Origin of the sequence: Zavarzinia sp. CC-PAN008 (genome assembly GCF_051903925.1) — a bacterium.
Lineage (GTDB): Bacteria > Pseudomonadota > Alphaproteobacteria > Zavarziniales > Zavarziniaceae.
This window is the reverse complement of the sequence record NZ_CP173678.1, coordinates 241,676-259,947: the sequence shown is the minus strand read 5'-3', so window position 1 is coordinate 259,947 and position 18,272 is coordinate 241,676. Positions and strand designations below refer to the sequence as shown.

The following is an 18,272-nucleotide window of genomic DNA, read 5'->3' as shown; positions in this document are numbered from 1 at the left end:
CAAGATAGTGCAGCCGCCCCCCCGGCCACAGCAGGGCGGAGGCCAGCGCGACGCCGGCCGCAGCCGGTGCCAGGGCCAGGAACAGCGTCGCCATGCCATCCCGCCGGCGGAGGCCCAGCAGGCCCAGGACCGCCACCAGGCCCAGCGTGCTGGCGCCGTATTCCAGGCGGGGCAGGACGGTCGCGGCACGCACATGCGGTGACCAGGCCAGGCTCAGGCACAGCCAGCCCAGCAGCGCCGCCACCGCCCACAGCAGCGGCTGGCGGGCCAGGATCCGCAACTCCCCCACCTTGAGCGTCGCCAGTGGCAGCAGGATCAGCAGCGTGGCCAGGGTGCGCGGCAGCAGGCTGCGGTCCAGGACCAGCCAGGCGCCCAAGCCAACGCCGATGCAAACCAGGGGGACGATCCCGCCGCGTGCCTCAGCCATCGCGCGCGGCCGCCAGCGCCAGGATCAGGGCGGCTGCCTGCGCCCGCCCGCCATGCAGGTCCACCGCCGCGGCATGGTCCAGCGCGGCCCGGCGCCACGCCGCGCGATCCGCCGCCAGCGCCGTGGCCAGCGCCATGTCCAGGGCGCCCTGGCGGAAGGGTTCCGGCACCACGATGCCGGCGCCGCTGTCGAGCACATGCGCAGCATAGCCACAGGCGGCCGAGCACAGGACGGGCAGGCCGCTGGCCAGCGCCTCGACGATGACGGCCCCGGTGTTCTCCACGCGCGCCGGATGGATCAGCAGGTCCGCCGCCAGCAGCAATGGCCGCACGTCCTGCCCCCCCAGCAGGCGAACGCGCGATGCCACGCCCAGGCGCCTGGCCAGGCGCCGCCAGGTGTCCTGCCGGCTGCTGCCCACCGCGACCAGCACCGCGTCAGGCTGCGTGCGCAGGGCCTGCAGCGCGCGGTCCAGCCCCTTGGTCCGCCACTGCGCCCCGATCAGCAGCACCAGGGGCGTGGCCTCGGCAACGCCCAGGCGGGTGCGCGTGTCATCCCGGATCGCCTGCGCCTCTGCCTCGGACGGGCGGCGCAGGCGGCGGTCGATGCCCGGGCCGAGCAGGTGCAACCGCGCATCCGGCGTGCCCCAGGCGGCCCGGATCGCCAGGCGCTCCCGCTCCGCCAGGATCAGCGTGTGGGTGTGGCTGCCGGGGCCGTGCACCGCTTGTTCCAGGGCCATCATGCGGCGCCACCGGGGCGTCAGCCGGCGCCACAGCGGCGCCGGACGGGCGGCGAAGCAGCGGTCCGCCCCGAACAGGATATCAAGGCCGGGCAGGCGGTCGAAGCCCACGACCAGGTCGGTCTCCGCCAGGTGGCGTTGCGCGGCCTGGGCAAAGGCCAGGGCCCGTCCGTGATTGGTCAGCGCGCGCACTGGCAGAAGGTCCAGCGGCACGCCGTCCGGGGGCGGGCCCAGGCTGCGGGCTGCAACGATGCGGACCGTGTGGCCCGCCGCAATCAGCAGGCGCGCGATGGCCGCCGCGTCCCGCTGCGCGCCGCCGACCGGGGTCCAGGTGACGATCAGGAAGGCGATGCGCATGGGTCCGCCGCCAGGGCCAGCAGGCGCGTCAGCGCGACGTCGGGGTCCAGGGCCGCCATGCAGGGCGCCTCGACCCGGGGATTGCCAGTACGGTTGCAGATCCGATTGCCGCAGGGCGCACAGGGCAGCGGCGTGCGCAGTGCCAGATTGCGACGCCCGATGGGTCCGGTGCGCGCCGGGTCGGTGGGTCCGAACAGGACGACCGTCGGCACCCCCAGCGCAGCCGCCAGGTGCGCCAGGCCGGTATCAGCGGCGATCACGCCCGTTGCGCCGGCCAGCAGGCGTGCCATGCCGGCCAGGTCCAGGCGGGGCAGCACCTCCACCCCGGCAATGCCGTGCGCGATGCGGCGGGCGCGCCGCTCCTCCGCAGCGCTGCCCCAGGGCAGGCGCAGGGCGTAGCCCGCAGCCCCCGCCAATTGCCCCACCTGGCGCCAGCGCGCGATCGGCCATTCCTTTGTCTGCCAGGCCGTGCCGTGCAGGCCCACCAGGTAGGGCGCCAGCGGTTCGACCTCCCGCACCCCCAGGCCGAAGTCGGGTGCCCCGTCGGGCACGGCATGGCCCAGGGCCGCGGCGAACAGGTGGCGCAGGCGGGTCACCGCATGCGCCTGCCGTGGCAACGCATGGCGATACTGGACGGCGAACGGGGCCAGCTTCTCCCGCGCGCCGGCCAGGTCGAAGCCATGCTTCGGCCCCCGCGCCATCCAGGTGATGGCGGCACTCTTGTACAGCCCCTGCGCGTCGATCACGGCGTCGTAGACGGTCGCCGCGATGCGCGCGCGGAACGCCGCCAGGGCGCCGGAGCGCACACCCTTGAGCGGTGTCCGGCGCCAACGGCGATAGGCGACGGGAACGGCCCGCACCGCCCCGCGATGCAGGTCGACCAGCGGCACGAATGCCTCCTCCACGACCCAGTCGATCTCCAGGCCCGGATGGGCGGCCAGCGCGTCCGTCACCGCCGGGAACGTATGCACGATGTCGCCGAGAGACGATGTCTTGACCAGCAGCACCCTCATGCCGCGGCGTCCTCCAGCACCGCGCTGGGCTCCAGGTCGCGCAGGCAGCGATGATGCGCCAGCGGACAGTGCCGCTTGAAGCAGGGCTGGCAGGGCAGCGCCAAAGTCCGGACCTCCGCCAGGATGCTCAGCGGCGGTGTCAGGTCCGGCGACGAGGGGCCATAGAGGGCGACGACCGGCACCGCCAGGGCCGCCGCCACGTGCATCAGGCCCGAATCGTTGGTGAAGACGCGCCCTGCCATGGCCAGCAGGGCGGCCGCCTGGGCGATCGTCGTCCGGCCGGTCAAGTCGACAGCCCCGCAGGCCCGGTGGATCGCCTGGCCGGCCTCGGCCTCGGATGCGCCGCCAAGGACCCACACCGGCTCTCCCCGCGCGGCCAGCAGGCGGCCCAGTTCGGCGAAGTGCGCGACCGGCCAGCGCTTGGCCGGGCCATAGTCGCCGCCCGGGCACAGGATGGCAGGGGGCCGCGGCGGCGGCGCGATGGCCAGCGCGTCCAGGGTCTGCGCCGTTGCCGCCGGCGCCACGGAAAGGCGGGGCCAGGGCGCGTCCGGAACGCCGCCCAGGTGCAGGAAGCGGTCGAAGGTGCGGCGCGAGGCGGACGGCCGGGGCCGTTCGGTCAGCAGCATGGCACGCCCCTCGGCCGCGTAACCCGTGCGCCGGGCTATGCGGGCGGCCCAGGGCACCAGCGCCGCCTTGAAGCTGCGGGGCAGGACGATCGCCCAGTCGAAGCGGCCGCGCAGCGCCCGCCCCAGGGCCAGCCGCCGGCGCAGCGCCAGGTCGCCGTGTCCCGCCTCCAGCACCTCGACCCCGTCGACCTGGGGCAGGAGGCGCGCCAGCGGCGCCGTCGCCGGCGGACAGAGCAGATGGACGCTGCGCGCGCGCCCCGCCTGCTTCAGGCCAGCGACCAGGCCCTGGCACATCATCATGTCACCAAGCCAGGCGGGCGCCACGATCAGCACGCGGGCGCTCACCGGCAGGTCCCGCGGCCGCCTGGCACCAGGATGAAGCGCATGCCCACCGGGCGGGCAGGGGCCAGCGCCGTGCCTGAACCGCGCAGCAGGGCCCGCACCGTCACGGGCGGCGGCAGGGTGGCCGGATCCACGCCATGGTCCCGCAGCCGCCCGGCCAGGGCGGCAGGCATGGCATCATCCTCCAGCCCGTGCCACGCGGCCAGGCATGCCCCAGGCGTGCCTGACGGCGCCGAAAGGCCTGGCAGGGCAGGGGTCTCCACCCGGGCCAGGGGATAGGCCATGCGCAGGTTCCCCGCGACATAGGCATCGCCCCCCAGGATCAGGCCGCGCCCGGTGAAGCCGGCCTGTGCCGGGCCCGCGGTGAACGCGGCATAGGGCATCTGCATGCGGCACGCCTTGCACACCAGGATGCCGATGTCGGGCTGCAGCACCCTGGCAACCACGGCGGCCAGCGCCGCCAGCCCCAGCACCAGGGCAAGGGCGCGCACCTGGCGGAGTTGCCAGCCCGTCCGCTCCAACCGCCAGAACAGCCACAGGCACCAGGGCAGCAGCGCCGGGTACAGGCGAAACGTCAGGGCATCGCCCTGGCCGACCAGGACGACCCAGGGCGCCGCCAGGGCCAGCGTTGCCGCCGGCGCCAGGAGCAGCGTGCGACCGCCACGCTCGGGCCGGGGGTCGCCCCGCAGCGCCGTCCCGCGCCAGGCCTGGGGCAGCAGGGCGGCGGCCAGCGGCCACAGGGGAAATGCCCCCAGGACCGGCACCAAGAGCAGCGCGCCCAGCGCCGCTGGCCAGTCGCCGGGCGGCGCCAGGCCGGGCCAGGGTGCGGCCCCTGCCAGCCGCACAGCCCCCGCGCCCGCCGCGGCCGCCGCGATCAGCAGCACCCGCCGGTCGCGCAGCAGGGTCCGGCCCTCTGCCCCCCAGGCCAGCGCCAGGGCCAGGCCCGCCGCCGCAAAGGCGAACCAGTCCTGCGCCAGGACGCCCAGCCCGACGACCAGCGCCAGGCCCCCGAAGCCCGGCCAGTCCCGTCGCTCCAGCAGGCGCAGGACCAGCCACAGCATCGCGGCGACCAGGCTGGCGGCCAGGACGCCGGTCGCGTCCGCCTCGTGCAGGCGCCAGCCGATGGGATAGAGCAGCACGGGCGACCAGGCCGCGGCCACCTGCAGCCGCGGGTCGACGACGAGGTGCCGCGCCGCCAGGTACAGGAAAAGGTGCAGCAGCGCCACCAGCCCATAGCGCAGCAGGCCAAGCGCAAGCAGACCGGGACCGAACGCCTGGACCAGCGGGTACAGAAGCCACGGATAGAGCGGGGCCTGACCAGCGCCATAGTCCAGGCGCAGCGCCTGGCTGAGCACGATCTGCTCCACGTCGTCGGACCCGGCATTGGCCGTCAGGACGAGCCGCAAGGCGACGTGCACCGCCAGGAACAGAAGCACCAGTCCGGCCATTGCGCCCGGGCCCCAGCGGGTATCGGCCGGCAGGCCTGGAAGTGCCGGTGGAAAGGCCTGCCGCGCGGCCTGCGTCACGCCCTGCCCCGGGCGGGATGCCGGCTGTCACAGGTCAAGGAATCGTGCTCAAGCGGGGCTTGTTTGCGGCCTCGGCCTCTGCCTAAATCAACGGCAGAGGCGTGATGGGTTGGCGCCCGGCCGAGACGGCGTGAACGTGCGCCCGCGGGTGGTTGTCGTCGACTATGCACGTCGAGGGGGGCGATGTCGTTCAAGGTCAAGTTCTGGGGCGTTCGGGGAAGCATTGCATGCCCCGGCTCGCGGCACATCGCGTTTGGCGGCAACACCTCCTGCGTGGAAGTGTCCATGGGCGGCCGACGGGTCATCCTGGATGCAGGCACCGGCATCCGGAACCTGGGGCATTGGTTCCTGAAGCGGACGCTGAACCATGCGCACATCCTGTTCTCCCATACCCACTGGGACCACATTAACGGCTTTCCGTTCTTTGCCCCGGCCTTCGATTCGAACCGCTCGTTCACCATCATGGCGGGCCACCTCGCGGGCAAGGGGGGGATCCACAACGTCCTGTCGGGCCAGATGGCCCATCCGACCTTCCCCGTGCCGATCGAGATCATGAACGCGCGGCTGGAGTTCGAGGATTTCAACGCCGGCGATACGTTCTCGCTGGGTGGCGGGATCAAGGTGCGGACCTGCGTCCTGAACCACCCCGACAGTGCGACCGCCTATCGCCTAGAATACCAGGGCCGTTCGCTCTGCTATGTCACCGATACCGAGCACGTGATCGGCAAGCCGGACGAGAACGTCCTGGCCCTGATCGAGGGGGCTGACCTCGTCATCTACGACTCGACCTACACCGACAAGGAATTCCCGTCGAAGATCGGCTGGGGCCATTCGACCTGGGAAGAAGGCGTGCGCCTGTGCCGCCAGGCCAATGCCAAGCGGCTGATGATCTTCCACCATGATCCCGATCATGAGGACCTGATCATGGAGCGGATCGAGAGCGATGCCCGCTATGCCTGGGACAATGCGATCGTCGCCCGGGAGAACAGCCGCTACGCCCTGCTCTGACGTCGCGATAGTGCGCGGCTGACGCGTCGTCTTTGGCGCGGGCGCCCCATCCCGTTCGGAACCCCTTCCGCCTGATCCCGTTGGACCCGGCAGATGGACCAGATACGGGAGATGCGCCATGAACCGCGCCGACACCTATGCGACGCCCCCCAACCCCACGACGCCGCAGGCCGCCGTCATGCACGGTGCCCTTCCCCATACCCATGAGGATCCGGCAAAGCTCAATCCGACCGAGGCCCGGCAGGGCGTGAAGGTTGGCGCGATGCGCTATGTGCTAGGGATCTCGGTCGCCATGGCCGTCCTGGTCCTGGCGGCGATCTTCTTCATCGGCCCCTGACCGGGACCGCTTCCCGCCGGACTGGGCAGGGGCAACGCGCCACTGTCCGGCTGAAGGAGAACTGGGGCGAGTGACCGGGATCGAACCGGCGACCTCCAAAGCCACAATCTGGCGCTCTAACCAACTGAGCTACACCCGCCACAGGCGGCGTTGTCTAATCCCGCAGGCGTCCGCGCGTCAAGGCCGCTGGTGCGGATCCCTGAAAATGGTTGGTGCCGGGGCCGGTCGCTGGCGGCCGGACCGTGACCGGAGCGGAGGCGATGCGCGGCACATTCGGATCCTTGCTCGTGGCGCTGGCGCTGGCTGCCAGTCCTGTCCTGGCCGATCCCTGGGGCGGTGGGGCGCCGGCTGAGGCCCGCCGCGCGGCGGAGCAGCAGCGTCAGTCAGCGGACCTGGACCGCCAGCACGACGAGGCGCTGCGCCGGCGCGACGAGGTTCAGCGTCAGGTCGCGGACGAGGGTCGCCGCATCGCCGAGGAATTCGACCGCCGCCGCGCCGAACTGGAACGCCGGCCAGACCTGGGCGTCGTGCACCGCCGTGCGGCCCTGGACGAGCTGGGCGCGGAGCGCTATCGCCGCTTCGACCAGCTGGAGCGCCGCCTGGACGAAGCAGACCGCGTCCTGGATGAACGGATCCGCGCCCTGGAGCGCGAACAGGCCCGCCTCCGTCAACCGTGACCGCGGCCCCCTAGGGGGTGAATTGCCTGCCCGGATGGAATTGTTGCGCTGCAGCGGGGTTGGGGCAGGGAGCCGCCAACCGAGGGAGGTGCAGCGCGTTGATACCCGCAAGTGTGATCAGTCTTGTCATCCTGGGCGCGACGGTGGTCGTCGCCCTGGCCATCCACCAGGCCGTGCTGGGCGCCATGACCCGGCTGGTGCGCGACCGCGACCTGCTGTGGCGATCGCTGGTGCAGCGTCTGTCGGGTCCGGTGCGGCTGGCCCTGATCATGGGCGGGGTCAGCTTCGGCGCCACCATCGCGCCCCTCAGCCCGGTGCAGGCCGGGGCGTTGCGCCATGTGATGCTTGTCTGTTTCATCGGCCTGGTGGGCTGGGCCGCGATCAGTGCCCTGCATATCTGGACCACGCTCTACATGCGGCGGTTCAAGCTGGACACCGAGGACAACCTGCTTGCGCGCAAGCACGTCACCCAGACGCGGATCCTGCGGCGGGTGATGGACATCGTCATCGTCGTGATCACGGTCGCCATCGCCCTGATGACGTTCGAGGCGGTGCGGGAGGTGGGCGTCACGCTGCTGGCCGCGGGCGGTGCCGCCGGCATCGTCGTGGGCCTGGCGCTGCAGCCGCTGCTGAAGAACCTGATCGCAGGGATCCAGCTGGCCATCACCCAGCCGATCCGGATCGACGACGCCCTGCTGATCGAGGGCGAATGGGGCCGGGTTGAGGAGATCACCTCGACCTATGTCGTGATCCGCTGCTGGGACTGGCGCCGCCTGATCGTGCCGCTGGCCCGCTTCATCGAGGAGCCTTTCCAGAACTGGACGCGCGAGAATGCCAGCCTGATCGGCACGGTGATGATCTATGTCGACTATTCGGCGCCGGTATCGGTGCTGCGGGCCAAGCTCGAGGAACTGGCCAAGGCCTCGCCCCTGTGGGACGGCCAGGTCGTCAACCTGGCCGTGACCGACTTCCGCGAGACGACGATGGAGATCCGCATGCTGGTCAGCGCGGCGAACGCGGGCAGTGCCTTCGACCTGCGCTGCGAGATGCGGGAGAGGATGATCGCCTTCCTGCAGCAGGCCTATCCCCAGTCGCTGCCACGCCGCCGCCTGGAGGCGGAGGCCAACGTGCAGCAGGCCGCCGCCGCCTGAGGCCGGCCCGACCTTCGATACCGGCAGGGGCGTCCTGCGCCCCGCCCCCCTTGCACATTCGGTCGGCATTGGTCAGGTTCCCCAGGATGATCGCGCGAATGCCGGGTCCCGTCATGACCCGCCATGGCATCGCGCCCCTGGTTGCAGGACTTTGGTGGATACGCTTTCCCATGCCGTGGCGACGCGGCGGACCTTTGCCATCATCAGCCATCCGGACGCGGGCAAGACCACGCTGACCGAGAAACTGCTGCTGTTCGGCGGTGCGGTGCAGCTGGCCGGTGCGGTCAAGGCGCGCGGCGACCAGCGCCGCGCCCGCTCCGACTGGCTGAAGGTCGAGCAGGAGCGCGGCATCTCGGTCACCGCGTCGGTCATGACGTTCGAACATGACGGCTGCACCTTCAACCTGCTGGACACGCCGGGCCACGAGGATTTCAGCGAGGACACCTATCGCACCCTGACCGCGGTCGACAGCGCGGTGATGGTGATCGACGCCGCCAAGGGCATCGAGGCACGAACGCGCAAGCTGTTCGAGGTCTGCCGCATGCGCGACGTGCCGATCATCACCTTCATCAACAAGATGGACCGCGAGGCGCGCGAGCCCTTCGACCTGCTGGACGAGATCGAGAAGACGCTGGCACTGGATGCCTCGCCCGCCACGTGGCCCATCGGCTCGGGCCGCGACTTCCATGGCTGCTACGACCTCTACCAGGACCGGCTGATCCTGATCGACCGCAATGGCGACCGCCGGCCGACGACCGAGGCGGTGGCGGGCCTGGGTGACCCGCGGATCGATGCCCGTGTGCCGGAGGCGCTGGTCGCCAAGATGCGGGAGGAGGTCGAGCTGGCGCAGGGGTTGTCGCCGGCCTTCGACCTGAAGTCCTACCGCGAAGGGCACCTGACGCCCGTGTTCTTCGGTTCTGCCTTGCGCAATTTCGGGGTGCAGGAACTGCTGGAGGGGCTGGCGCGCCTCGCCCCCAGCCCACGGCCGCAGCCGGCCGAGCCGCGCAGCGTGGAGCCGTCCGAGAACAAGGTCTCGGGCTTCGTGTTCAAGATCCAGGCCAACATGGATCCCAACCACCGCGACCGCGTCGCCTTCGTCCGCCTGTGCTCCGGCCATTTCAAGCGCGGCATGAAGCTGCGCCACATCCGGACCGAGCGGCAGATCGCGATCAATGCCCCCGTCCTGTTCATGGCGGGCGACCGCGACGTGGCGGACGAGGCTTATGCCGGGGACATCATCGGCATCCCCAACCATGGCCTGCTGCGCATCGGCGACAGCCTGACCGAGGGCGAGCAGATCCGCTTCCTGGGCGTGCCCAGCTTCGCGCCCGAACTGCTGCGCCGGGTCAAGCTGGACGATCCGATGAAGGTGAAGCACCTGCGCCGCGCCCTGGAGCAGCTGGCGGAGGAGGGGGCGTCGCAGGTCTTCCGTCGGCGCCTGGGCGGCGACTGGGTGGTGGGTGCGGTGGGACCGCTGCAGTTCGACGTCCTGCGCTCGCGCCTGGGGGCCGAATACGGCCTGCCGATCGAGTTCGAGGGGGCCCCCTTCGAACTGGCACGCTGGGTCGATTCGGACGACAAGGCGGCACTCGACCGCTTCGTCGCCGCCAATGCGCCGAACATCGCCGAGGATCATGACGGCGCCCTGGTCTACCTGGCGCGCAACCAGTGGTACCTGCAGCGCGCGCGCGACGACTGGCCGATGGTCCGCTTCCTCGAAACGCGCGAGCAGCACGCGCTCCAGGCCGCCGGTGGCTGAGGCACGCGGCCATGCCTGAGGCGGCGCGCGTGGTCGATCCCGCGGCGCGACGGCGGACGGCACCGCCCGGCGTGCGCTTCGACTGGTTCGACGGGGCCGACGGGGCGCGGCTGCGCTATGCCCTGTGGCCGGTCCCTGCGGGGGCCACGCGCACTGTCGTGCTGGTCCACGGCCGCAACGAGTACATCGAGAAGCATTTCGAGACGGTGGCCGACCTGCTGGATGCGGGTTTTGCCGTCGCCAGCTTCGACTGGCGCGGCCAGGGCCTGAGCGAGCGGCCGCTGGCCGACCGCCTGCTAGGGCACATCACCGATTTCCGCCTGCACGTGGCCGACCTGGTCGGCTTCATCAAGCGGGTGCTGCCGGCCGACATGCCCCGGCCCGTCATGCTGCTGGGCCATTCGATGGGCGGGCATGTCTCGCTGCGGACGCTGGTGGAGCATCCGGGCATTGCCTCGCGTGCGGCGCTGTCCGCGCCCATGCTGGCCGCCCGCTTCGCGCCGGGCGAACTGCTGCAGCCGGTGATGCGCGCCGTGGCCCGTGGCATGGCCCTGCTGGCGCCGGAAACGCGGGCACCTGGGGGGCGTTTTGACGAGTTCAAGTTCGCCGGCAACAACCTGACGACCGATCCCGAGCGCTTTGCCGACCACGAGTTCTTCGTCCGGGCCGAGCCCAGGCTGGCGCTGGGCTGGCCCACCTGGGGCTGGCTGGCGGCGGCCAGCCGCTCGACATCGTGGCTGCTGCGGACCGAGACGCTGGTGCGGGTCAAGGTCCCGGTGCTGATCCTGTCCTCGACCGACGAGCGGGTGGTGATGGCCAGCGCGCACGAGCGCGCCGCGCGTCGCCTGCCCCTGGGCCGCATCATCCGCTTCCGCGGCGCCAGGCACGAGTTGCTGAAGGAACGCGACGAGGTCCGCGACAAGGTCATCGCCGCCGCCCTCGCCTTCTTCCGCGAGGACCTGAAGGCGTAGGGGGCGCCGCCACGAACCCTCCCCCGTGCGAAGCATAGGGGAGGGAGTGCATTCAGCCCGCGGCGACGCGCCGTGCGGCGTCGACCATGGCGGGGACGGCGCAGGCCTCGACATATTCGCGGGCCAGGCGGCGCACCAGTTCGGCCGTGGTCGGAATGTCGTGGATCAGGTCGATGCCCTGGCCGGCACTCCACAACGTCTTCCACGGCTGGGCGCTGTCGGGCAGGTGGTCGTGGCGCATGCCGCGGCCCAGCGGCTCCGGCAGGTTGTCGGGGTCGAGGCCCGCGCGCCTGATCGATTCGACCATCCAGTTGGCGGGCACGCCCGCAACCTTGCCCGTATAGATCAGGTCGGACGAGGTCTGGCTGACCAGCAGGTCCTTGTATTCCTGGGGCGCGTCCGATTCCGTCGTGGCGATGAAGCGCGTGCCCAGATAGGCGAGATCGGCGCCAAGCACCTCGGCCGCGCGGATCGTGGCGCCATCGGACACGGCCCCGGCCAGCACGATGGTGCCGTCGTACATCGCGCGTACGTTCCGGATCAGGGCCAAGTGGCTGATCGTGCCCGAATGGCCGCCCCCGCCCGCGCCAATGCAGTTCAGCCCGTCGGCGCCGGCAGCGATCGCCTTCTCGGCAAAGCGCAGGCTGGTGATGTCGTGGAAGACCTTCAGCCCATGCTCATGCGCGCGGGCGATCAGGTTGGTGGGGTCGCCGCCCACGCTGATGATGACCTTGACCCCCGTCTGCCGGCACAGCGCGAAATGGGTGTTGAGCTCGTCATCCGGCACCCGGGTCGCCAGGTTCACGGCGATCGGGGCCGTGGGCTGGCCGGTTGCGTCGCGGTGCGCCGACAGGGCGTCGTTGATCGTGTGCAGCCAGCCGGAAAATTCCTCGAAGCTGCGCGCGTTCTGGCGGGGCAGGCCGCCGATCACGCCGGCCTTGCACGCTTCCCGTACCAGGTCGGGACCGCTGACCAGGAACATGGGGGCACAGATCGCGGGGATGCTGAGCGCGCTGCGGATGTCGGGATCAAGCGCCATTGTTCCTCCTACGGCCCCTTGGCCAGGGCCTTCATTTCGATGATGCCGCGATTTGCCAGCGCGTCGGCGCGCTCGTTCCCCGGATGGCCGGCATGGCCCTTGACCCAGATCCACTCCACGCGGTGCGGTTGGGTCGCGGCGTCCAGCCGCTGCCACAGGTCGGCGTTCTTGACCGGCTTCTTGTCGGCGGTGCGCCAGCCGTTCTTCTTCCAGTTGCGCATCCAGGACTGGATGCCGTCCATCACGTAGCGGCTGTCGGTATGCAGCTTGACCGGCGACGGCCGCTTCAGCGACTCCAGCCCGGTGATGGCGGCCAGCAGTTCCATGCGGTTGTTGGTGGTGACGGGCTCGCCCCCGCACAATTCCCGCTCGATCCCCTTCCAGCGCAGCAGCACGCCCCAGCCGCCGGGGCCGGGATTGCCCTTGCAGGCGCCATCCGTGAACATCTCGACGACCGGCTCGATCTCCTCGGCCACCATCTCCTTAGCCAAGCAGCAGCGCTCCCAGATCGGGGGCGGCCCGCCAGAAGCGCAGCTTGGCGGCGTATTCCAGCGGGTCCTTGGGCCGCACCAGGGCGTTCGGCACCTGGTTCAGCCAGTCATAGAGCCGCGTCAGCAGGAAGCGCAGCGCCGCCCCCTGGACCAGCAGGGGCAGGGCGGCACGCTCGCGCTCCGCGAGCGGCCGCACGGCGTCATAGGCGGCGACCATGGCCCGCGCGCGTTCCACCTCGAAATCGCGATCCCCGGCAAAGGCCCAGGCATTGAGGCCGACGGCCAGGTCATAGGCCAGCGCGTCATTGCACGCGAAGTAGAAGTCGATGATGCCGGTCAGCCGGTCGCCCAGGAAGAAGGCATTATCGGGGAACAGGTCGGCATGGATGACGCCCACCGGCAAGTCGGCCGGCCATGCCGCCGTCAGCTCGGCCAGGCTCTCCGCGATCAGGCGCGCCAGCCCAGGCTCCACCTCGTCGGCCCGGGGCAGGCACTTCGGCGCCAGATCGTGCCAGCCGGCGACGCTCAACGCATTGGGCCTGGCGATCGTGAAATCGGCCGCCTTCAGGTGCAGCTCGGCCATGCCGGCACCCAGCGCCGCCGCCTGCGCAGCCGTGGGCGTACGCGGCCACATGCCTTCCAGGAATGTGGCGATCGCGGCGGGCCTGCCTGCCAGTTCGCGCAGGGCGCGCCCGTCGCGCCCATGCACCGGCTGCGGGCAGGCCAGGCCGCGTGCGGCCAGGTGATCCATCAGCCCCAGGAAGAAGGGCAGGTCGGCCTTGGCCACGCGCTTCTCATAGAGGGTCAGGATGTAGCGGCCGCGCGTCGTCTCCAGCAGGAAGTTCGAGTTCTCGACCCCCTCGGCGATGCCCTTGAAGCTGACGGCCGTGCCGATGTCGTAGTCGCTCAGGAAACGGGACAGGTCCTCGTCCCCCACCTCGGTATAGACCGCCATGACCCTGCCAGATTGCGTAACGCGGCGCAGTCTGCCCCAAGCGCCACCGCCACGTCACCCGAAAGGTCGTGCGGCCCTTGCGTCAGCGGTCGCGGGGTTCCTGCTGCCAGGTGCGGCGCGGCGGGGTGACGTCGCGCATGGTGTCGAAGCGATCCTGGAACTGCCGCCCGTACGAGCTTTCCAGCATCTTGGTCGCCATCTTCCAGCTGATCGCGATGACCCCGCTGCCGACCATCCAGACGACGAAGACGGTGAAGAAGCCGACGCCGGTCAGGAAACCCAGGATGTCGGAAACGCCCCCCGACGGATCGGCACTGGGCGTCAGCAGGTTGCCGGCGAAGCCGACCAGCGCATAGGCAGCGACGCAGAACAGGGTCCACAGCGCAAAGGCGGCAAAGGCGGTCAGGCCTGCTGTGCGGTGGAACGGGTTCATCGTGCGCGCGACCTTTCTCTGACGGGGACATGTCCCGTGCCGCAGAAGGTGGGGCGCCGTGCGCGCTTGCGCAACCGGGTGCGCGGACAAGGCAGGTCCGGTGCCGATCCGATCCTGCTATGATGGGGCCATTGCAGGATCTGGTGCGAGTACGGCGGGTGGCGAGCGAACTGGCGCGGGAGGCGGGCCCCACCCTGGGGGCCAAGCTCGTCATGATGAACTGGGGGCTTGTCCTCCTGGTCAGCATGATCGCCGGGATCGGCGGCATGATGCTGTATTCAAGCGCCGGCGGGGCCTGGGACCCGTGGGCCGGGCGCCAGATGATGCGCTTTGGCGTGGGCCTGGTGGTGATGTTCACGGTCGCCATGATCGACATCCGCCTGCTGGCCCGCTTCGCCTACTGGATCTATGGCATCACCATGGTGATGCTGGTGGGCGTGGAGCTGATGGGCTTCATCGGCATGGGCGCCCAGCGCTGGATCGACCTGGGGGTCTTCCAGCTGCAGCCGTCAGAGATCATGAAGCTGGCGCTGGTCCTGGCGCTGGCCCGCTACTTCCACGGCCTGACGGCGGAGCAGGTGGGCCGCATGGGCAGCCTGGTGGCGCCCCTGCTCCTGGTCATGCTCCCGGTCGCCCTGGTCCTGCGCCAGCCCAACCTGGGCACGGCCATGCTGCTGCTGCTGGGCGGCGGGGCGATCTTCTTCCTGGCCGGCGTGCGGCTGTGGAAGTTCGCCATCGTGATCGGCGCGGGCCTCGCCTCCCTGCCCATCGGCTGGGAATTCCTGCACGACTACCAGAAGCGGCGGGTGATGACCTTCCTCGACCCCGGCAGCGATCCGCTGGGGGCGGGCTACAACATCCTGCAGTCGATGATCGCCCTCGGCTCCGGCGGCATCTTCGGCAAGGGCTATCTCCAGGGCACGCAAAGCCAGCTGAACTTCCTGCCAGAGGCGCAGACCGATTTCATCCTCCCCCAGCTGGCGGAGGAGTTCGGCATCGTGGGCAGCCTGTTCCTGCTGTCGCTCTATGTCCTGGTCCTGGTCTACTGCTTCGCCATCGGCCTTGGCTGCCGCAACCAGTTCGGGCGCCTTGTGGCGCTGGGCATCGGGACCCAGATCTTTCTCTATGTCTTCATCAACATCTCGATGGTCATGGGCCTCATCCCCGTCGTCGGCATCCCCCTGCCACTGGTCTCCTATGGCGGGTCGGCCATGATGACGATGATGCTGGCCTGCGGCCTGCTGCTCAGCGTCTCGATCCACAGGGAACAACGCCTGCCCCGCCGCATCGACCAGCTCAGCTAGATGAAGGTCACCTTCAAGGGCGCGGACGCCCAGCGTACGTCGGACGTCCTGCTGGCCCTGTGCGAACGCGGCGACGGCAAGCGCATCTCCATGGGCGACATCGTCGACGGGCTGGACGATCGCGGGTTCGGCATCCTGATGCTTCTGCTGGCGCTGCCCTGCACCTTGCCCATCGCGCCGCCCGGCGTCTCGGCCATTGCCGGCCTGCCGCTGGCGCTGGTGGCGCTGCAGCTGGTGTTTGGCGCGCGCCATCCCTGGCTGCCCGGCTTCATCCGGCGGCGCAGCTTCGACCGCGGCGACTTCCGCTCGCTCATCGAGAAGAGCCTGCCGGTGCTCAGCCGGATCGAGCGCCTGCTGCGGCCGCGCCTGCCCTTCATGGTGGGCGACGTGCAGGAGCGCGTCATCGCCGTCCTGATCCTGGTCCTGGCGCTGCTGCTGTCGACGCCCTTCCCGTTCACGAACGTGCCCCTCAGCCTGGCGATCGTGGTTCTGGCGGCAGGGCAGATCGAGCATGACGGCCTGGTCCTGCTGATCGGGATCGTCCTGGGGGTGATCGCGATCGGCCTTCTGATCTGGTCCGCGATCGAGTTCAGCCACCTGGCGGTCGAGTGGTATGCCTCCCTCTCGGGCTGGCTGACCGGCCTGTTCTGATGGCTGGCCGTTCAGGTCCGGTCAGCCCAGGAAGAACAGCTTCTCGCGCTTGAACAGGCGGGTCGCCCAGCGGAAGAGCAGCGCCGCCAGCGCCAGGGTGCACAGGGCCGAGATCGCGATGTGCAGCGGCGCAACCGACTCGCCCGAGATCAGGCGGTTATAAAGCATCATCTGCCCGAACACCGGCACGGCCGCGATCCAGGCCGACGGCGCGATGGGGGCAAAGGCCATGATCATGCCGGGCATGGCCGGCACGACGGGCAGCAGGCCCAGATAGATCTGCGCCTCCTTCATGCTGCGCGTGATGGCGGAGATCGACATCTGCAGGCTGACCGCCAGCGCCATCAGCGGGATCGAGATCGCGAACAGCGCCAGGAACGCCGTCAGCGCGGGAGGTGCCGCAAGGCCGGGCGACCCTGCGGCAACCCAGTGCAGCAGCACGGCAAAGGCCACCACGTTCACCAGGGTCGTCATCGCGGTGAAAGTGAAGGCCGCGGCCGACTTGCCCAGCAGCAGTTCCCAGCGCTCGACCGGGGCCGTCAGCAGCGGCTCCAGCGAGCCGCGCTCGCGTTCGCCCGCGGTCGAATCGATCGCGATGTACACGCCCCCCAGGAAGATCATGAAGATGATCAGCGGGGGCATCATGTTGTAGAAGAACGTCGCGACATTGGCCTTGCGCCCGACCTGCTGCTGCTCGATCGCGATCGGCTTCAGGACGGAGGAATCCAGGCCGCGCGACTCGATCTCGCGCGCGGTGATGGTGGCACCAAAGGCATTGATGGCGCCGATCGCGGCCAGGGTCGTCGTGGTGTTGGCCACGCGCGTGGGATCGACGATCAGGCGCACGGTGAAGCGCTCGCTGGTGCGGGCGTCCGGCGGGATGACGATGACCACGGGCAGGCGACCCTCGCGCACCTCGGCCGCGGGGTCGTCGCCGGGCGGCGCCAGGTCGAAGCCCTGCTCGCGCAGCATCTCGACCAGGGCGGGATTGTTCTCCCCGCCGATCAGACCGGCATCCATGCGCACGCCCGTCTGGCGGTTCAGCGTGTTGCCGGCGACGCTGAGCAGGAAGCTCAGCAGGATCGGCCCCAGAAGGGGATAGATCAGGCCCAGCGCCAGGCTGCGCCGGTCGCGCAGGTTGTCGCGCAGTTCCTTCAGGAAGACGGTCGGGGCCAGGCCCAGCAGGCCCCGCCGCGGACGGGGCGCGGTCACCGCGCTCACAGGGCGGCCGCCCGCGGCAGGCCCAGGCCCAGGCTGGGATTCAGCGCCTGCACGAAGACATCCTCCAGGTCCTCCGCCCCGGTCAGGGCGCGCAGCTCGTCCGGGGTGCCGCTGATCAGGCTGCGGCCATGGCTGATGATGATCAGGCGGTCGCACAGGGCCTGCACCTCCGCCATGATGTGGCTGGACAGCAGGATGCAGTGGCCGGCATCGCGCATCTCGCGGATCAGCTGCCGCACGGCCCGGCTGGACACGACGTCCAGGCCGTTGGTCGGCTCGTCCAGGATGATGTTGTGCGGCGCATGGACCAGGGCGCGGCCCAGGGCCACCTTCAGCTCCTGCCCGCGGGAGAAGCCCTTGGCCCGGCGGTCGGCGAACTCGGCCATGCCCAGGCGCTGCACCAGTTCCTCGATCCGCGCCTCCAGCGCCGGGCCGGACAGGCCGTGCAGGTTGCCGTAGTAGCGGATGTGCTCGCGCGCGGTCAGCCGGGGATACAGGCCGCGCACGTCCGGCAGGACGCCCAGCCGGCGCTGGGCCTCGATCCGCTGCTCCGTCGTGTCCAGGCCGTCGACCTGGGCATGGCCGCGGTCCGGCTTCAACAGGCCATAGATCACGCGGAAGGTCGTCGTCTTGCCTGCCCCGTTGGGCCCGATCAGGCCCGTGATCTCGCCATCGCGGGCCAGGACGCTCAGGCCATCGACGGCCTGGACGCGGCCGAATGCCTTGGCCAGGTCGTGAACTTCGATCATTGGACCTCTTGGAGCGGGGCGGGGAGAAGGAGCTATTGCGGCTTGCGGATCCAATCCTCGTCGCCCAGGCGGGCGCCGCCGACCGTGGCCCACTTGCCGGTCAGGTTCCCATCGGGCTTCAGCAGCAGCATCATCACGCCCAGCTCCTTGCCGTCCGGGCTCTTGAACGCCACGCCCAGCGTGTCGCCCAGCGGGATGCCGGTCCCGGTCACGGTGCCGTCGCCCATGGTCCAGGTGATGTCGAAGACCTCGCCGCTGAACTTGACCGTGACCGTGCCGCCATAGGGTTCACCGGTCGCACCGGGATTGGCGCCCTGGACGGCGAACGTCCCCTCCATCGGATGGGCGGCGAATGCCGGGCCGGCAAAGGTGGCGGCGGCAAGGCCCAGGCTGAGGAGGGTGGCGAAAGCAAGGCGACGCATGTGAGGCATTCCCGAATGAAGGCAACCGGTGGGCGCCACGATCCCACCAGGGGCCCGCGCAATCAATCTCGGGGGAC

The 18,272-nt window shown here is 70.4% G+C and carries 19 protein-coding genes and 1 tRNA gene; 8 read left to right on the top strand and 12 right to left on the bottom strand.

The features are described from left to right. Positions 1–419: 419 nt before the first annotated feature. From ACI6GS_RS01325 to ACI6GS_RS01310, 4 genes are read right to left on the bottom strand one after another with little or no spacing between them, the layout of a single operon-like run. Complete coding sequence (locus ACI6GS_RS01325; RefSeq protein WP_439815974.1) at positions 420–1,520, bottom strand: glycosyltransferase family 4 protein; 1,101 nt, start codon at positions 1,518–1,520, stop codon at positions 420–422. Next, positions 1,502–2,533: a lipopolysaccharide heptosyltransferase I gene (waaC, locus tag ACI6GS_RS01320; protein WP_439815973.1), complete on the bottom strand. Its 1,032-nt coding sequence runs from the start codon at positions 2,531–2,533 to the stop codon at positions 1,502–1,504. Before waaC ends, ACI6GS_RS01325 begins: the two co-directional genes overlap by 19 nt. After that, a complete protein-coding gene (waaF, locus tag ACI6GS_RS01315; RefSeq protein ID WP_439815972.1) occupies positions 2,530–3,504 on the bottom strand; it encodes a lipopolysaccharide heptosyltransferase II in 975 nt (324 codons plus the stop codon). The genes waaC and waaF overlap by 4 nt, the downstream gene beginning before the upstream one ends. Then, positions 3,501–4,949 carry a glycosyltransferase family 39 protein gene (locus tag ACI6GS_RS01310; RefSeq protein WP_439815971.1) on the bottom strand — a complete coding sequence of 483 codons (1,449 nt, stop codon included), beginning with the start codon at positions 4,947–4,949 and terminating at the stop codon, positions 3,501–3,503. Before ACI6GS_RS01310 ends, waaF begins: the two co-directional genes overlap by 4 nt. Positions 4,950–5,312: 363 nt before the next feature. On the opposite strand from ACI6GS_RS01310, the gene ACI6GS_RS01305 reads away from it, so the two are divergent. Continuing rightward, on the top strand, positions 5,313–6,035 hold the full coding sequence (locus ACI6GS_RS01305; protein ID WP_439815970.1) for an MBL fold metallo-hydrolase: 723 nt from the start codon (positions 5,313–5,315) through the stop codon (positions 6,033–6,035). 118 nt (positions 6,036–6,153) lie between these two features. After that, on the top strand, positions 6,154–6,372 hold the full coding sequence (locus ACI6GS_RS01300) for a hypothetical protein (protein WP_439815969.1): 219 nt from the start codon (positions 6,154–6,156) through the stop codon (positions 6,370–6,372). A 62-nt stretch (positions 6,373–6,434) separates the two neighbouring features. On the opposite strand, the gene ACI6GS_RS01295 is transcribed toward ACI6GS_RS01300, so the two are convergent. Continuing rightward, a tRNA-His gene (locus ACI6GS_RS01295) sits at positions 6,435–6,511 on the bottom strand. Between the two features lie 121 nt (positions 6,512–6,632). On the opposite strand from ACI6GS_RS01295, the gene ACI6GS_RS01290 reads away from it, so the two are divergent. The 4 genes from ACI6GS_RS01290 (at position 6,633) to ACI6GS_RS01275 (ending at position 10,930) form a co-directional block, all read left to right on the top strand. Further along, positions 6,633–7,049, top strand: coding sequence for a hypothetical protein (locus ACI6GS_RS01290; RefSeq protein ID WP_439815968.1), 417 nt, complete (start codon positions 6,633–6,635; stop codon positions 7,047–7,049). A 113-nt stretch (positions 7,050–7,162) separates the two neighbouring features. After that, positions 7,163–8,200, top strand: a complete 1,038-nt coding sequence (locus ACI6GS_RS01285) for a mechanosensitive ion channel family protein (RefSeq protein WP_439815967.1) — start codon at positions 7,163–7,165, stop codon at positions 8,198–8,200. A gap of 154 nt (positions 8,201–8,354) precedes the next feature. Continuing rightward, entirely contained in the window at positions 8,355–9,959 is a 1,605-nt protein-coding gene (locus ACI6GS_RS01280; RefSeq protein ID WP_439815966.1) for a peptide chain release factor 3, read from the top strand. Positions 9,960–9,970: 11 nt separating this feature from the next. Beyond that, positions 9,971–10,930 carry an alpha/beta fold hydrolase gene (locus ACI6GS_RS01275; RefSeq protein WP_439815965.1) on the top strand — a complete coding sequence of 320 codons (960 nt, stop codon included), beginning with the start codon at positions 9,971–9,973 and terminating at the stop codon, positions 10,928–10,930. A 52-nt stretch (positions 10,931–10,982) separates the two neighbouring features. On the opposite strand, the gene ACI6GS_RS01270 is transcribed toward ACI6GS_RS01275, so the two are convergent. From ACI6GS_RS01270 to ACI6GS_RS01255, 4 genes are all read right to left on the bottom strand, one after another. After that, positions 10,983–11,969 (bottom strand): NAD(P)H-dependent flavin oxidoreductase, encoded by a 987-nt coding sequence (locus tag ACI6GS_RS01270; protein ID WP_439815964.1) that lies wholly within the window; start codon positions 11,967–11,969, stop codon positions 10,983–10,985. Between the two features lie 8 nt (positions 11,970–11,977). Continuing rightward, entirely contained in the window at positions 11,978–12,448 is a 471-nt protein-coding gene (gene rnhA / locus ACI6GS_RS01265; protein WP_439818001.1) for a ribonuclease HI, read from the bottom strand. A 4-nt stretch (positions 12,449–12,452) separates the two neighbouring features. Next, positions 12,453–13,415 carry a homoserine kinase gene (gene thrB, locus ACI6GS_RS01260; protein WP_439815963.1) on the bottom strand — a complete coding sequence of 321 codons (963 nt, stop codon included), beginning with the start codon at positions 13,413–13,415 and terminating at the stop codon, positions 12,453–12,455. Positions 13,416–13,497: 82 nt separating this feature from the next. Continuing rightward, entirely contained in the window at positions 13,498–13,848 is a 351-nt protein-coding gene (locus tag ACI6GS_RS01255) for a hypothetical protein (protein ID WP_439815962.1), read from the bottom strand. A 212-nt stretch (positions 13,849–14,060) separates the two neighbouring features. On the opposite strand from ACI6GS_RS01255, the gene rodA reads away from it, so the two are divergent. Together rodA and ACI6GS_RS01245 are read left to right on the top strand one after the other, a co-directional pair. After that, positions 14,061–15,152 carry a rod shape-determining protein RodA gene (gene rodA, locus ACI6GS_RS01250; protein WP_439818000.1) on the top strand — a complete coding sequence of 364 codons (1,092 nt, stop codon included), beginning with the start codon at positions 14,061–14,063 and terminating at the stop codon, positions 15,150–15,152. Beyond that, positions 15,153–15,803: an exopolysaccharide biosynthesis protein gene (locus ACI6GS_RS01245; RefSeq protein ID WP_439815961.1), complete on the top strand. Its 651-nt coding sequence runs from the start codon at positions 15,153–15,155 to the stop codon at positions 15,801–15,803. It begins immediately after the preceding gene. A 21-nt stretch (positions 15,804–15,824) separates the two neighbouring features. Here the strand turns inward: ACI6GS_RS01245 and ACI6GS_RS01240 are convergent, their stop codons facing one another. From ACI6GS_RS01240 to ACI6GS_RS01230, 3 genes are read right to left on the bottom strand one after another with little or no spacing between them, the layout of a single operon-like run. Next, positions 15,825–17,024 (bottom strand): ABC transporter permease, encoded by a 1,200-nt coding sequence (locus tag ACI6GS_RS01240; RefSeq protein ID WP_439815960.1) that lies wholly within the window; start codon positions 17,022–17,024, stop codon positions 15,825–15,827. Then, entirely contained in the window at positions 17,021–17,773 is a 753-nt protein-coding gene (locus ACI6GS_RS01235; protein ID WP_439815959.1) for an ABC transporter ATP-binding protein, read from the bottom strand. Before ACI6GS_RS01235 ends, ACI6GS_RS01240 begins: the two co-directional genes overlap by 4 nt. 32 nt (positions 17,774–17,805) lie before the next feature. Then, positions 17,806–18,195, bottom strand: a complete 390-nt coding sequence (locus ACI6GS_RS01230) for a hypothetical protein (RefSeq protein WP_439815958.1) — start codon at positions 18,193–18,195, stop codon at positions 17,806–17,808. Positions 18,196–18,272: the final 77 nt, after the last annotated feature.